Genomic DNA, 14128 nt, shown 5'->3' on the forward strand with positions numbered 1-14128 from the left:
AGGTTAGTTTTGAAAAACTTTTCACCGCAATTACGGGTAAAGGTCTGGTAATAGAATTAAACAAAAACGTTTATAGGTACCGTGAGTTCATCATTTATTTTGCCCGCAATGTATCTTTCAACTTACCCGGGTGACCATTGCAAAAAGGAAACACATTTATTTACACATAATTTTTTAAAAAGCTTATGAGCCACATGAAATACATAATAATAGGTGCTGTTGCAGGCGGAGCCAGTACAGCAGCAAGATTAAGAAGATTAGATGAGCATGCAAAAATCATCATTTTTGAAAAGGGAGAATATATTTCCTACGCAAATTGCGGATTGCCCTATTATATTGGCGATGTCATTAAAGACAGGAATAAACTGTTTGTACAAACCGCAACTTCGTTTAACAAACGTTTTAATATTGATGTAAGGATAACCACGCTGATAACAGCAATTGATCCTGCGAAGAAAAACGTTACCGCCAATAATCAAATAACCGGCGAAGCATATGAAGAGACTTACGACAAGTTAATTCTGTCACCCGGCGCAGAACCACTTCAGCCTCCATTACCAGGTATTGGCAGCGAAGGAATTTTTACTTTAAGAAATGTAAAAGACACCGATTATATAAAAAGTTATGTAAAAAAGAAACATGTAAAAAAAGCGGTAGTAATTGGCGCAGGCTTCATTGGTTTGGAAATGGCTGAAAACTTTCATGATATTGGGCTTGAGGTTACCATTATAGAAATGGGAAACCAGGTTCTTGCTCCTGTTGATTTCCCCATTGCAGCAATTGTACAACAACATATCCGTACCCACGGAGTTGATCTTCGTTTAGGCGTAGCTGTTACAGGCTTTACTAAAATAGGGCAACAAATAGAAATTTCCTTAAATAACGGAGAAGTACTGACTGCAGACATGGTATTACTTTCAATAGGTGTGCGACCCGATACACGATTGGCTATACAGGCAGGACTGAAAACAGGTACAGCAAAGGGGATTTGGGTAAATGAATACTTACAAACATCTAACCCCGATATTTATGCCGTGGGCGATGCCATAGAATTTGAAAACCCCATAACGGGGCAATCTATGATTACTTCTCTCGCAGGGCCTGCAAACAAACAGGGACGCATCTGTGCAAACAATGTTGTTTTAGGTGATGTTCAAAAATATAAGGGTTCTATCAATACGGCTATTGTAAAAGTTTTTGATATGACAGTAGGTACTGCAGGTACTGCATCCAAACATTTGAAAACAGCTAATATTGACCATGTTGTGTCCACTACATTTAACGGATCGCACGCTGCTTACTATCCTAACGCAAAACAAATGACCATGCAAATTGCATTTTCGTCTACGGATGGTCGTTTGCTGAGTGCTCAAATCGCGGGCTATGACGGCGTTGATAAACGACTTGATATTTTATCTTCTTTTATTAAACAAAATAAAACCATTTACGAATTGGCTGAATTTGAACATGCCTATGCTCCGCCCTATTCTTCGGCAAAAGACCCGGTTAATATGGCCGGTTTTGTCGCCGAAAATATTTTAATGAAAAGGCTAGAAGTATTTTACTGGAATGAACTTGAAAATTTAAAGCCGCAAGATATATTGTTAGATGTTCGCAGGGCCGATGAATACATTGCCGGGAAGATAGGAAAAGCTATTAACATACCTGTGGATGAAATAAGAACCAGGCTGATAGAAATACCAAAAGATAAAAATATTTACATTTATTGTGAGGCTGGCTTGAGAGGATACCTGGCACAAAGAATATTAAAGCAAAATGGATTCAACAATGTAAAAAATCTTTCTGGCGGGTACAACGTATGGAAATCGTGCATGGCCGAAACCTGGATTGTAAATAATGCAAAGCAAAATGGTCTTGCATTACAGGATTAACTATTCGTGTACCCGTTGCCGTTCTACATCTCTCATACTGGGAAATGTTAGCGAATGAATTTTAAAACCTGGGCTGTGATTTCTTTGCAGCACAGGTGTTTAAACCAAATAAAATATATAAAGGGCAAGTGCCAACAAGGCTGGTTAATAACAATGCTACACCTACAAGCAATAGTATAATACCTGATACTCCGCTAATAATATTTGTAAAGTATAAAAAGGCCACTAAGGCTGCAAGCAGCAAACGGATGATCCTGTCTGCACTTCCAATATTCTTTTTCATATAAATTTATTTTTATGGATTAAAAAGATAATTTTTGTTATAATAAGTATCGATATAAAGTAAAATGAATTAATGTACCTATTTAAAAAAGACTGCTAAATAAAAGCCAACCTGTGATGTTAAACAAGTTGGTCATTGTTATATTCTCATCAGGCAGTTCCTTTTAATATTTTATTCCAATACAGCCACGGCAATATTTTAAGTTTTAAAATCCACATACTCCATCTCGATTTTGTTTGATCAAATGGAAAGGTCATTTTAGGAGTATTTGAATAATCAAACTCAGCAAGCATCAATCTTCCGTATTTTGTGGGTATTGGGCAGGCACTATATCCTGTATATTCACCCCGCAATTTTTCATTAGCCAGGAATGCTAATACATTCTTTACAACAACAGGCGCTTGTCTACGAATTGCAGCACCGGTTTTTTTAGCCGGGGCATTAATACAATCACCAAGTGCAAATACATTGGCAAAACGGCTATGCTGCATAGTTGTTTTATTTATTTCAACAAAACCATAGGGATTATTTGGATCTGAAAGCGGGCTGTTTTTTATAAAATCCGGTGCAGATTGCGGCGGAACTATATGGGACATGTCAAACTTTATTTCTTTTCTGTCAGTTATACCGTCCTTATTTTTTTCTTCATAATAAATCGTTTTATTCGCTGCATCAACTGCGGTTACATTTACTCCGAAGTGCGTTTTTATATTATCGTCTTTTATTACATTATTGAGTGTTGCGGCATATTCCTTTACGTCGAAAATACTTGCGGCACCTGAGAGAATATGCACATCACATTTATCCAAAATACCCTGTTTACGCCAGTAATCGCATGCGAGGTACATTATTTTGTGAGGAGCTCCGCCACATTTAACGGGACCAACCGGATTTGTAAAAACTGCTGTTCCACCTTTAAAATTTCTTATCAATTCCCAGGTATACGGAGCTATATCAAATGAGTAATTGGAAGTAACATTATTTTTACCAACGGTTTCCTTCAAACCTTTTATTTTATTCCAGTCAAGCTGAATTCCCGGACAAACAACCAAAGCATCGTATCCGTATGAATTACCTTGTCTCGTTATCACTTTATTTTCTGCAGGTAAAAAAGTTTCCACTGCATCTTTAATCCAGGTAGCTCCTTTAGGAATATAATCTTTTTCGCTTCTGACTGTTTTGTTAATATCAAATACACCGGCTCCAACAAGAGTCCATGCAGGTTGATAATAATGTTTTTCAGACGGTTCGATTATCGTTATTTGAAGGCTTTTATTTTTACGTAAAAGCTGCGCAGCTACAGAGAGGCCGGCATTGCCACCCCCTACTATAATTATTTTTTTAGCAAGCATGTCGTTTGTTTTAAAATTTGTTTTATAAAGATATTTTTATAAAAAAAATCACATAGTAACATTTATCACACTTGTGTAGGGAGGTAATGTATTTATAGTAATATTAACTACGGCAATCAGCACAAAACAGATAAGTCAATTCCACCTTCCATATCCCCCTCTTGTATCCCTGGCAGAAATTATTTTAGAAAAGGCTGTTTTACTCAAGATAACGGGCTCGTAATTTATTCCCAACATCTTTAAGCGCCGCACAAAAGCCCTCAGGTGATTTCCAGACGCCATTGCTAAATAATTATACGTAGCAAGAATATCAGGCTTTTGAGTTTGCTTAATCCTTTCCTGCAGATCAGCGATATCCATCTCTTCTACTTTTGCTCCTGCCCTCAAAGCTTCCGGTAAAGCCTGGCTGCCTGCCGCAACTAATTTATTATAATAATTTTTCAATAGCGCATTCGTAAATAAACCATGCTTGTCGTTGTTTTTATAAACAGGATCCTGGAGTTTGTAAGTTGTAATAAGAGCTTTCATTTTATCCATGTGAATTTGTTCACTCTGCCTGATGTTGCCAAATGGATTTACACCCCATTTTATGTACATTGAATCATACACATCCCTTGCCAGTTTTTCTTCCTCTCGCATGTAGAGGATTGCATCCTTTTCCTTCGGCGTTAAAGAAAATGTTTGTTGCGCAAAACCTTTTATAGAAAGCAAACTAACTGTGATTAAAAAAATTATCTTTTTCATTTTCTTACCTTTTACAAAGCCCACAGGTTAATCGAATTTTCTTCTGATTAATTACAATCAATCTCATTACTTATTCTGCCTAACCATTCAGGCAAAGGTCCGTTAGTTAGCTATTTTGAAGAATGACTTTTGTTATTATTGAATATGATATCGATCACTGCAATACTCAGTATGGGAAAGGCAAAATGTTAAGTAACTTATTATTGTTCGTAATTTTTTACAGGCAAATAATTTGGAAACAATTACTAAGATGAAGGTTAATGGGAAGCAAAAGCAACATTTATCATAGGTCATCATGATTTCCATCATTTATTGAGTGCAGGGAGAATCTAATCTTGCATTTTGCTTCCCAAATTGTCCTGTCTAACTTATAAATATTTAAACATGAAAAAGTTTTTAGCAGTTTTTGACGGTTATAAAATGTCGAACAGCACATTGAATTATGCCATACAATTATCCAAGGTTGTTAATGCAAATCTTGTAGGTGTTTTTTTGGATGAATTTATTTACCGGAACTACAATGTAGTAGCGGTGATGAAAACAAACGAGGATTATACTGAAAAAATGAAAGAGATGGATGCCAAAGACCAGCTCAAAAGAGACGAAGCAGCACAACATTTTCAAAAGGCTTGTGGCAAAGCTGGTATTAGCTATTCTATTCACAGGGATAAAAGTATCGCTCTACAGGAGCTAAAACACGAAAGTATGTTTGCCGATCTTATTATTATAAACGAATACGAAACATTTACAAAATATAAAGAAGAACTTCCCACCCGCTTCATGAAGGATTTGCTGAGTGATGTGCAGTGCCCGGTATTATTAGTTTCAAATAAATTCAAGCCGGTTGATAAAATAGTTTTGTTATACGATGGTGCACCTTCATCATTATATGCAATAAAAATGTTCAGTTATTTGTTTGGCAATTTCCAGGATCTGCCGGTAGAAGTATTTTCAGTAAATGAACGGAAAGCAAACCTTCGCTTACCGGACAATAAACTGATGAGAGAATTTATTAAAAGACATTTTCCAAAAGCAACTTATAACGTTGCAACGGGCGAGGCTGAAGAACAAATACTGGATTATTTACATAACCATAAAGAAAACGAATTGATAGTGCTAGGCGCTTACAGGCGAAGTGAACTTTCACGTTGGTTTAAAACCAGCATGGCCGATACGCTGATGCGAAAACTGGACACGGCTTTATTTGTAGCGCATAATAAATAAAATTCATCAACATAAATAAAAATACAATAATGCCGCTTACCCACTACGAAGTAAAATAACAGATTGCTAATGAACTGGCACAGATTAAGCATACCCGAAGTTTTTGAATTGCTTGGCACCAGCCAACATGGCTTAAGTACAACAATAGCCGAAGACAAGTTACTGGAGATTGGCCCCAATGAATTACAGGAAGGTAAAAAGAAAAGTGTAGCCAGCATATTGTTGGCGCAGTTTAAAGATGTCATGATTTTGATATTAATGGCTGCGGCAATCATATCAGGAATCATCGGCGACATCACTGATACCATCGTTATTCTTGTAATTGTTTTATTGAATGCGGTTATTGGCTTCTTACAGGAATACCGTGCAGAAAAAGCCATGCAGGCCTTAAAACGAATGGCTATAATGCAGGCAAAAATAATGCGGGATGGAAGAATCGCATGGTTGCCGGCAACTGTATTAGTACCAGGTGATATTGTTTTTTTAGAAGCCGGTAATGCAGTGCCTGCAGACGTTCGCATAATTGAATCAGTTAATTTAAAAATTGAAGAAGCTGCACTTACCGGGGAATCTAATGCTGTAGATAAGATAACGCATTCGCTGGAAGTTGATGATCTACCCGTTGGAGATAAAAAAAATATGGGATTTAAAGGCACGTTTGTTACGTATGGAAGAGGAACCGCGGTGGTAATTGCAACCGGTATGCAAACAGAATTAGGCCGCATCGCAAAAATGCTGCAGGAAGATGAAACACTTACTCCGCTACAACAACGCATGGCCTCTTTTGGAAAAAAGCTTTCCGTGTTGGTGTTGTTTTTATGCGTCTTGTTTTTTGTGGCAGGCTGGTTGCGTGGAGAAGATGTTGTAAAAATGATACTAACGAGTATTTCGTTAGCCGTAGCCGCAATTCCTGAAGCACTGCCTGCAGTTATTACAATTTCACTTGCATTGGCTGCTAAAAGAATGATTCGTTTGAACAGCCTCATAAGGAAATTACCTGCGGTAGAAACGTTAGGCTCGGTTACATATATCTGCACTGATAAAACAGGAACACTTACCAAAAATAAAATGTATGTAGAAGATGTATTTGTGAACGGAAAAGTGTACGACCGAAATGAACTTTCTTTTATATTAGAAAAGCACGAGGTCATGTTACTGCTGCAAGCCTTTGCACTCAATAACGATTCTTTTGAAGATGCTGATAAAGTAATAAAAGGCGACAGTACCGAAATTGCGTTGTTGGAAGTATCAAGAGAACAAAAAATACAAACGGGTACATGGCCCCGCCTTTCGGAAATAGCATTTGATGCAGACCGCAAATTGATGACAACTTTCCATTTGCATGAAAATAAAATTATTTCTTTTACAAAAGGAGCACCGGATATTTTATTGCAGCATTGTATAAACATTGACATGCCGGTGTTACAAAAGCAAGTAGATAAAATGGCAGCCAAAGGCCTCAGGGTATTGGGTTTCGCCTTTAGATATTGGGATGCAGTACCGCCAAATCCTGATAGTGAATTTCATGAATCCGGCTTGCAATTTTTAGGATTAGCGGGTATTATTGATCCGCCACGTGAAGAAGTATTTGATGCCGTAGCCCAATGCAAAACTGCCGGCATTATTCCGGTGATGATAACAGGTGATCATCCTCTTACTGCAAAAACTATAGCGCAACGCATTGGTATTTTAAGCAACGAAAATGATTTGGTAATAACGGGCCAGGAACTTGCTGCCTTAGATAATGAAAGCTTCTTAGCCAAGGTGGAAAAGATAAAAGTATATGCACGTGTTTCGCCGGAACAAAAATTACATATTGTAAAAGCATTGCAACGAAAAGGACACTATGTTGCCATGACAGGAGATGGCGTAAACGATGCTCCATCATTAAAAAGAGCCAATATTGGCATTGCCATGGGCATTACCGGAACTGATGTTTCTAAAGAAGCAGCTCACATGATTTTATTGGACGATAATTTTTCTACCATTGTAAAAGCAGTGCGGGAAGGAAGAAGAATTTATGATAACATCCTTAAGTTCATCAAATACCTTATGACAAGTAACTCCGGTGAATTATGGACTTTGTTGATAGGCCCTATCATCGGATTGCCGGTGGCATTATTACCAATTCATATTTTATGGATAAACTTAGTTACCGATGGGTTGCCTGCCATTTCATTATCGTTTGAAAAAGCAGAAAAAAATATTATGAACCGTCCTCCCCGCCCACCGCAGCAAAGTGTGTTTGCCAACGGCAGAGGTACGCACATGATTTGGGTGGGTATGCTCATGGCTGGCATTGCATTGTCTGCACAAAGCTGGGCCATTAGCCATGGCTTACATTGGCAAACGATTGTGTTTAATGTCTTATGTCTTAGCCAGATGGGGCATGTGCTTGCCATCCGGTCAGAATCTCAATCTTTTTTTAGTGCCGGAATTTTTTCAAACAAACCCTTAATTGGTTCAGTGCTCGCAGCTTTTCTATTGCAGTTTAGTGTAACCTATATACAATTTTTACAACCCATATTTAAAACCCAGGCTTTAACCGTACACGAATTTATTTTAGTAGGCGCAGCATCATCGGTAGTATTCTTTGCAGTTGAAATTGAAAAAATTATTTCCAGGAAATATGGTTTAAGAAAATGAGTGACAATAAAAAATTAGTGACATGAATCCGAACCACACCGCTCTTCAATCATATCTTAAGTTGTTACAAATAACATTACTAACGGTTGCGCTAATGTATTTTGGAAAAGGATTATTGATACCACTTTCGTTTTCACTATTACTTGCATTAATTCTCTACCCCGTTTGTAATTGGCTCGAAAAACATAGGCTGAACCGCATTGTTGCGATAGCTATTTCAATAATAATTGTCATAATTTTTTTTGCAGTTATAATCTGGCTATTGCTATGGCAGGTAGCATATCTTAAAGATGATCTTCCTTTTCTTACCCAAAAAATTAAAGATGCTTTGCAACAACTCCAGCAATGGTTTTATAAAAATACAGGTATTGTAGGCCTTGAAACAACATGGATAGAGAACACTGCGCGGAGTTCAGGCAGCAGTGTCAGCACACTCATTCAATCTCTTTTTAAAAGCGTTAGCAGCATCTTATTTTCACTCTTTATAATTCCGGTTTTTACAGCCCTGTTTTTATACCATCGTGAGCAATTTGTCCGGTTCTTACAATCACTCACCGCGGAAAAATACCATGCACGTCTTCAAACGATTCTACATGAAACCTCTTATACTTACTATAAATATATTGTCGGACTTATTAAGGTGTACCTCGTTGTTGGAACACTAAATAGTATTGGCTTGTTATTGTTAGGCGTTGATCATGCCATCTTATTTGGAATGCTTACTGCCTTTATGACAATGATCCCGTATGTTGGCATTATCATCAGTTCAATGCTTCCAATAACAGTGGCATGGGTAACCACTAATTCACTGCTTTATCCGTTAGGAGTGATCGCCATTTTTGCATTTGTTCAATACCTTGAAAACAGTGTTATTTTTCCGAAAATAGTAGGCCAGCAATTGAATGTAAGCAGTTGGGCTATATTAGTAGCGCTTATAGCCGGTGGAATTGTTTGGGGAGTTTCGGGTATGGTTCTATTTATGCCTTTTGTTGCCATCCTGAAAATCATCAGTGGCTATATAGAGGAATGGAAGCCTTTGAATATTTTATTGAGCCGTGAGGAAAAACAAAAAACAAAAAGGATTATTAAATCACCCAAATAAAAAAACAGCCGTTATTAATTCACCGGCTGTTTATAAAAAATATTATCCGTTCGCCTTAACTATTTCCTTCTTCCACTTTTACCGGTGCAAGCAAATGATCTTCTATTACTTTTTTCAACACATGTTTTGGGAGAGCACCTGGTTGCATCATTGGCTCACCATCAGCACCAATGAAAAGAATAGTTGGTATGCTTTGAATGCCAAACACAGCCGACAGTTCCTGTTCAACATCTGTATTTACTTTATAGATGACCAACCTGCCTTCATATTCTTTAGAAAGGTCTTCCAGTATGGGAGCCACCATTTTGCAGGGGCCACACCAATCAGCATAAAAATCGATGATGGCAGGTAATTCCCCCTGGTATTTCCAGTCCTGTACCGTTTCGTAATTAAATATTTTATCCTTAAAATCCCGGGTCGTAAGTTGTATAGTTGCCATAACAATTATTATTATTTTTGTAAAATTAAAACAGTTAATAAACCTTATGAGTAACTTTTGTTACTATTCTGCAATAGAATATGCCTGCCCGTTCTTATGTTTTTATGATATAAATAAACAAAATTATAGTTCATTGTCAGCACGGGTTAGATACTATTTATCAGATACACAATCAGGAACACACTCACTAAAAAAATAAATGCGGTAAGAATTGTAATGAGTAAAGAAGAATGTTGATAGCCTCCTTCATCCAATTGCCTGGCCGAGCTTTTATAACGCATATATGAGAGCACGGCAGTGATAGTTCCCACACCTACTAAAATAATACCCAATATACCAGAGTATCCCTTTGAGGGTACAACGTCTGCCTTGCCAAGTATCAGGGATATTTGTTTTACAAACAGCGAAAATTTAACGACTACAAAACCAAATGCCATAATGCCAACACTTGTTCTTATCCATGCAAGGAATGTTCTTTCGTTAGCAAGGTGATCGCTAGCGTTGCCCTGCCTTTTAAATTCTTCCATTTTTAATAATCATTTATAATAATTGGAACGCATAATAAAGATAATTTCTTTCATGCAGTAATCGTTCCAAATAAATTAATAAATGATGGGATGAGCGAGGCTGATTCCCTCGGTGGATTTATTCTTTTATTCCAACAAACCTTACTATATCTGAAATTCCTTCATGGTATTTACCTTCTGACAATTCCGTCCGCAGTGTTTGAAGAAGTTCAATTTTCATTCCGCCAAATTCTTCCCTGATGATATCTTCCGTATAAAGCATCGATACATCTTTAGGGCCGCCGGTATCATTTTGTAACTGGTTTGGATTGAAAGCTTCCAATATTATTTTACCACCGGGCTTCAGCCATGTTATTGCTTTTTGAAGAACTGCTTTTCGGGTAGCAGGTGGAAAGTGTGCGTAGATAAATGCTACAACATCTGCACTATTTGCAGGATAGTCAACTGCAAGGGCATCTTCAACAACATATTCAATACTCACTCCTTTTTTATGAGCTAATTGAAGTGCCTTCATTTTTCCTGCTTCGCTTGAATCAAAAGCGTCTACACTCCAACCGTTAGAGGCAGCAAACACAGCATTTCTTCCTTCGCCCTCGCAAGGTAAAATGATAGTACCAGGTTTTAATTTACTGAGCTGTTCTGCAAAAAAAACATTGGGCTCTTCCCCATATATGTATTCTTTTACGCTATACCGTTCATTCCAAAAATTGTGCATCATATTCGCTTTATAAATAAAATATTAAAAAGGTAAATTACCTGGTGCCGCCCATAAAAATATTTAATTCCTTAAACTATAAATAATTTTAGCAAACAGGTAGCCCTTTAAAGTTCTTTTAATTGCCGGATAAATGAATCTGAATCATAACCTCCAATGCCTTTATGATTTAAAACTACATTTCCTTTTTTATTAATAACAATGGTTGTGGGCAAACTGCCGTTAAAAATTTCTGCAGGTACATCTCCCGATGTGTAATAGACAGGGAAAGAAAAATGATTCTTTTCTAAATAATCAATAGCTTTTGTTTTGTTTTCATCTTCGTTAATAAAAAGAAAAATAAAGTTGGTGTCGTTCTGTAATTTTTTATAAAGTTCATGCAACGAAGGCATTTCAGCCCTGCATGGAGGGCACCATGATGCCCAAAAATTTATGAATACAACTTTACCTTTTAAATTGGCTGTATTATTTACATTTCTTGTTGAATCGGTATAAGCGAATGAAGCGCTTACAGGCAAATCCTGCGCCGTATCTTTTTTTATTTCTGGTTTAAACAGCCCCACTGCCACAAACTGTTGCAGCAACCACGCCTTACCGTTAGGACTTATAATTATGAAAATAAAAAAAGCAATTAATAAAATATTTAACACTCTTTTTATTAATCGCTTATTTGAATTTATGAAACCCATAATTAGTTTGAGAATTATTCAATGCCAACTGAAATTTTAATCGTATGATATTTTAATTCTCTTTATGCTACGTAATTTAAAAGATCATTGATTATCTATGCCTTCATTACTTTAGTCTGGCATACAAAGTTTGTTTTTCCGATTGGCGTTTCACTGATCGCTTTGAAGCCGCCGGCTACTTCGGTGAAGTTTCTGTAGCCACGTGCCTGTAATATAGATGAAGCGATCATACTGCGGTAACCGCTCGCACAATGGATATAAAAATGTTCCTCGGGATTTATATCCTTAATCCATTCATTAATATAATCTAAGGGCTTGTTGTAAGCTTCTTCCACATGCTCGGCCGCGTATTCAGATTCCCTTCTTATATCAATCACTTTATCTTTTGGTATTTCAACTTCAGCAGCAAATTGTTCTGCCGTAATCCTGTCTACTACGTCAGCTTCTTTGCCTGATTCAAGCCATGCTGCAAAACCACCTTTTAAATGTCCTAAGACATTATCAAAACCAACGCGGCTTAACCGGGTTACTGTTTCTTCTTCTTTTCCTTCATCAGTAACTAATAACAATGGTTGCTTCACATCAATAATCAATGCACCAACCCATGGAGCAAAATCGCCGTTGAGGCCAATATTTATAGATTGAGGAATAAAACCCTTATAAAAATCAGCAGCATCCCTTGTATCCAGTATCAAAGCTTCAGTGCTTTCTGCAGCAGCTTCAAATTCATCAGGAGTCAATGCTTTCATTCCATGTGTTAATACCGACTCAAAACTTTCATATCCTTTTTTATTCATCGCAACGTTTAAACCAAAATAAGCCGGCGGAGGAGTTAATCCTTCTGTAACTGCTTTTATAAAAGATGCTTTGTCGGGCTGATTTAACGCGTAGTTCATCTTCTTTTGATTACCGAGCGTGTCTACTGTTTCCTTCATCATGTTTTTACCACAGGCACTGCCGGCGCCGTGTGCAGGATAAACGATTACATCATCTGCCAAAGGCATTATTTTGTTCATTAAACTATCGTACAACAAACCTGCTAATTCTTCCTGCGTCATGTGTGCAGCTTTTTGTGCAAGGTCAGGGCGGCCAACATCTCCTAAGAACAATGTGTCGCCACTAAATATGGCATGGTCTTTCCCGTTTTCATCTTTTAAAAGATAGGTAGTACTTTCCATGGTATGCCCGGGAGTATGCAACACTTTAATAGTTACATCGCCTACTTTAAATTCTTCACCATCTTTTGCAGAAATACATTCAAACTCGCATGCTGCATTAGGTCCGTACACGATTGGTGCACCTGTTTTTTTACTTAGGTCAACATGACCACTTACAAAGTCGGCGTGAAAGTGTGTTTCAAAAACATACTTTAAGGTAACATCATCTTTTTGTAATCTTTTTATATACGGATCTGTTTCACGAAGCGGGTCGATGATAGCTGCTTCGCCATTGCTGGTGATGTAGTAGGCCCCTTGTGCCAAACACCCGGTATAAATTTGTTCTATATTCATGATAACCGTTTTTTATTTTATATGGCAAAAGTGCAAACATTTCTTCCCATATTTGGTAACATTTGTTGCAGAGTAGAAGCTCACGCCCATACATGACCACCGAATTCTTTCGTAATTTAATTTTTGGATTCTTTACACAAATTTACGACTAATTGCAGCAGGGAAAGACATGCCACCGTTAAAGCCAGATTAACAGTTCATGTGGTGCCAACGAACTAAACTATCGCAGGCTTAACCAATACCGTAAGACGTTCTATTTTATTTTAATTAAATAACCCAATGCTATTGCAAGAGAACCGGTTTGGTTTTTACCATCAATTTCAGTATGAGTTTGAATGTTAGTTAAACCAATAATTGCACGGCCTTCAAGAAGAAGGCTTCCCACACCCACGGGATACTGAAGACCCCAACCAACTTGCACGCCCATGTTTACTGTTTTTATACTCTCTTTAACATTTGTTGTACTATTAAATGAAAAAGGAGGAAGTTCGTTCCCGTTCTGCGTAAAGGGCATTGTAGCGGCCGCATCCATATACAGTAAACTGCTGCCGCTGGTTGTTGTTTTTACCTCCGTTAAAAAAGCAATGTCCGGACCAAAACATATATAATATTCCAGGTTATGCCCCAACGTTAGTTTCAATAATACAGGGATTTCCAGGTAGTTTAATATTGTTGCATTTTTAAAATTTGCATAAATATTTACGCCTGGTGGTAGTGTAATACCGCTTATTGCATCAGCCGGTATAGGCTGCATTCCATTTCGTTGGCCCCTTGCGGTGAATAATTAATTTCCGGCTGCAATGAAAAGAATTTGCTTAATTGAAAGTTCGCAACCAAACCGAAATAAGCAGCTTCTCTTGAGGTATACCCTTTAGTCTGTTCGCTATTACCTTTTAAGTCTGGAATGCTGATACCTCCTTTGGCCCCGATAAGTATTTGGGCATTTGCAGCAATGCAAATAAACATTAAGGCAATGATGAAAATTTGCTTCATATATTCTTATT

The 14128-nt window shown here is 37.4% G+C and carries 14 protein-coding genes; 4 read left to right on the forward strand and 10 right to left on the reverse strand.

All coding sequences use genetic code 11. The annotated features are described in order from the left end of the window. Nucleotides 1–194 precede the first annotated feature (194 nt). Nucleotides 195–1892 (forward strand): FAD-dependent oxidoreductase, encoded by a 1698-nt coding sequence (locus tag FW778_RS00635; protein WP_150412642.1) that lies wholly within the window; start codon nt 195–197, stop codon nt 1890–1892. 61 nt (nt 1893–1953) lie between these two features. Here FW778_RS00635 and FW778_RS00640 read toward each other — a convergent pair whose 3' ends face one another. The 3 genes from FW778_RS00640 to FW778_RS00650 all read right to left on the reverse strand — a co-directional run bounded on the left by FW778_RS00640 (nt 1954) and on the right by FW778_RS00650 (nt 4271). Then, entirely contained in the window at nt 1954–2175 is a 222-nt protein-coding gene (locus tag FW778_RS00640; protein WP_150412643.1) for a YgaP family membrane protein, read from the reverse strand. Nucleotides 2176–2324: 149 nt separating this feature from the next. Next, a complete protein-coding gene (locus FW778_RS00645) occupies nt 2325–3527 on the reverse strand; it encodes an NAD(P)/FAD-dependent oxidoreductase (RefSeq protein ID WP_150412644.1) in 1203 nt (400 codons plus the stop codon). A 135-nt stretch (nt 3528–3662) separates the two neighbouring features. Next, nucleotides 3663–4271, reverse strand: coding sequence for a DUF2202 domain-containing protein (locus tag FW778_RS00650; protein WP_150412645.1), 609 nt, complete (start codon nt 4269–4271; stop codon nt 3663–3665). 384 nt (nt 4272–4655) lie between these two features. Here FW778_RS00650 and FW778_RS00655 point away from each other — a divergent pair, with 384 nt between their 5' ends. The 3 genes from FW778_RS00655 (at nt 4656) to FW778_RS00665 (ending at nt 9243) form a co-directional block, all read left to right on the forward strand. Then, nucleotides 4656–5495 (forward strand): universal stress protein, encoded by an 840-nt coding sequence (locus tag FW778_RS00655; protein ID WP_150412646.1) that lies wholly within the window; start codon nt 4656–4658, stop codon nt 5493–5495. A gap of 69 nt (nt 5496–5564) precedes the next feature. After that, nucleotides 5565–8141, forward strand: a complete 2577-nt coding sequence (locus FW778_RS00660) for a cation-translocating P-type ATPase (protein ID WP_150412647.1) — start codon at nt 5565–5567, stop codon at nt 8139–8141. Nucleotides 8142–8163: 22 nt separating this feature from the next. After that, on the forward strand, nt 8164–9243 hold the full coding sequence (locus FW778_RS00665; RefSeq protein ID WP_150412648.1) for an AI-2E family transporter: 1080 nt from the start codon (nt 8164–8166) through the stop codon (nt 9241–9243). Nucleotides 9244–9298: 55 nt separating this feature from the next. On the opposite strand, the gene trxA is transcribed toward FW778_RS00665, so the two are convergent. From trxA to FW778_RS23545, 7 genes are all read right to left on the reverse strand, one after another. Next, entirely contained in the window at nt 9299–9682 is a 384-nt protein-coding gene (gene trxA, locus FW778_RS00670) for a thioredoxin (protein WP_150412649.1), read from the reverse strand. A 146-nt stretch (nt 9683–9828) separates the two neighbouring features. Continuing rightward, complete coding sequence (locus FW778_RS00675) at nt 9829–10209, reverse strand: YidH family protein (protein ID WP_150412650.1); 381 nt, start codon at nt 10207–10209, stop codon at nt 9829–9831. Nucleotides 10210–10327: 118 nt separating this feature from the next. Then, nucleotides 10328–10927, reverse strand: coding sequence for a class I SAM-dependent methyltransferase (locus FW778_RS00680; RefSeq protein WP_202552016.1), 600 nt, complete (start codon nt 10925–10927; stop codon nt 10328–10330). A gap of 104 nt (nt 10928–11031) precedes the next feature. Next, a complete protein-coding gene (locus FW778_RS00685; RefSeq protein WP_150412651.1) occupies nt 11032–11613 on the reverse strand; it encodes a TlpA family protein disulfide reductase in 582 nt (193 codons plus the stop codon). Nucleotides 11614–11708: 95 nt separating this feature from the next. Beyond that, nucleotides 11709–13124, reverse strand: a complete 1416-nt coding sequence (locus tag FW778_RS00690; protein WP_150412652.1) for an MBL fold metallo-hydrolase — start codon at nt 13122–13124, stop codon at nt 11709–11711. A gap of 253 nt (nt 13125–13377) precedes the next feature. After that, nucleotides 13378–13878 carry an outer membrane beta-barrel protein gene (locus FW778_RS00695; RefSeq protein ID WP_150412653.1) on the reverse strand — a complete coding sequence of 167 codons (501 nt, stop codon included), beginning with the start codon at nt 13876–13878 and terminating at the stop codon, nt 13378–13380. Further along, nucleotides 13851–14117, reverse strand: a complete 267-nt coding sequence (locus FW778_RS23545; RefSeq protein WP_150412654.1) for an outer membrane beta-barrel protein — start codon at nt 14115–14117, stop codon at nt 13851–13853. The genes FW778_RS00695 and FW778_RS23545 overlap by 28 nt, the downstream gene beginning before the upstream one ends. Nucleotides 14118–14128: the final 11 nt, after the last annotated feature.

The organism is Ginsengibacter hankyongi (genome assembly GCF_008710285.1).
GTDB classification, from domain to species: Bacteria; Bacteroidota; Bacteroidia; order Chitinophagales; family Chitinophagaceae; genus Ginsengibacter; species Ginsengibacter hankyongi.

Coding starts and splice junctions, on each gene's coding strand:
- FW778_RS00635 (WP_150412642.1), top strand. CDS start 195: ATGAAATACATAATAATAGGTGCTGTTGCAGGCGGAGCCAGTACAGCA.
- FW778_RS00640 (WP_150412643.1), bottom strand. CDS start 2,175: ATGAAAAAGAATATTGGAAGTGCAGACAGGATCATCCGTTTGCTGCTT.
- FW778_RS00645 (WP_150412644.1), bottom strand. CDS start 3,527: ATGCTTGCTAAAAAAATAATTATAGTAGGGGGTGGCAATGCCGGCCTC.
- FW778_RS00650 (WP_150412645.1), bottom strand. CDS start 4,271: ATGAAAAAGATAATTTTTTTAATCACAGTTAGTTTGCTTTCTATAAAA.
- FW778_RS00655 (WP_150412646.1), top strand. CDS start 4,656: ATGAAAAAGTTTTTAGCAGTTTTTGACGGTTATAAAATGTCGAACAGC.
- FW778_RS00660 (WP_150412647.1), top strand. CDS start 5,565: ATGAACTGGCACAGATTAAGCATACCCGAAGTTTTTGAATTGCTTGGC.
- FW778_RS00665 (WP_150412648.1), top strand. CDS start 8,164: ATGAATCCGAACCACACCGCTCTTCAATCATATCTTAAGTTGTTACAA.
- trxA (WP_150412649.1), bottom strand. CDS start 9,682: ATGGCAACTATACAACTTACGACCCGGGATTTTAAGGATAAAATATTT.
- FW778_RS00675 (WP_150412650.1), bottom strand. CDS start 10,209: ATGGAAGAATTTAAAAGGCAGGGCAACGCTAGCGATCACCTTGCTAAC.
- FW778_RS00680 (WP_202552016.1), bottom strand. CDS start 10,927: ATGATGCACAATTTTTGGAATGAACGGTATAGCGTAAAAGAATACATA.
- FW778_RS00685 (WP_150412651.1), bottom strand. CDS start 11,613: ATGGGTTTCATAAATTCAAATAAGCGATTAATAAAAAGAGTGTTAAAT.
- FW778_RS00690 (WP_150412652.1), bottom strand. CDS start 13,124: ATGAATATAGAACAAATTTATACCGGGTGTTTGGCACAAGGGGCCTAC.
- FW778_RS00695 (WP_150412653.1), bottom strand. CDS start 13,878: ATGCAGCCTATACCGGCTGATGCAATAAGCGGTATTACACTACCACCA.
- FW778_RS23545 (WP_150412654.1), bottom strand. CDS start 14,117: ATGAAGCAAATTTTCATCATTGCCTTAATGTTTATTTGCATTGCTGCA.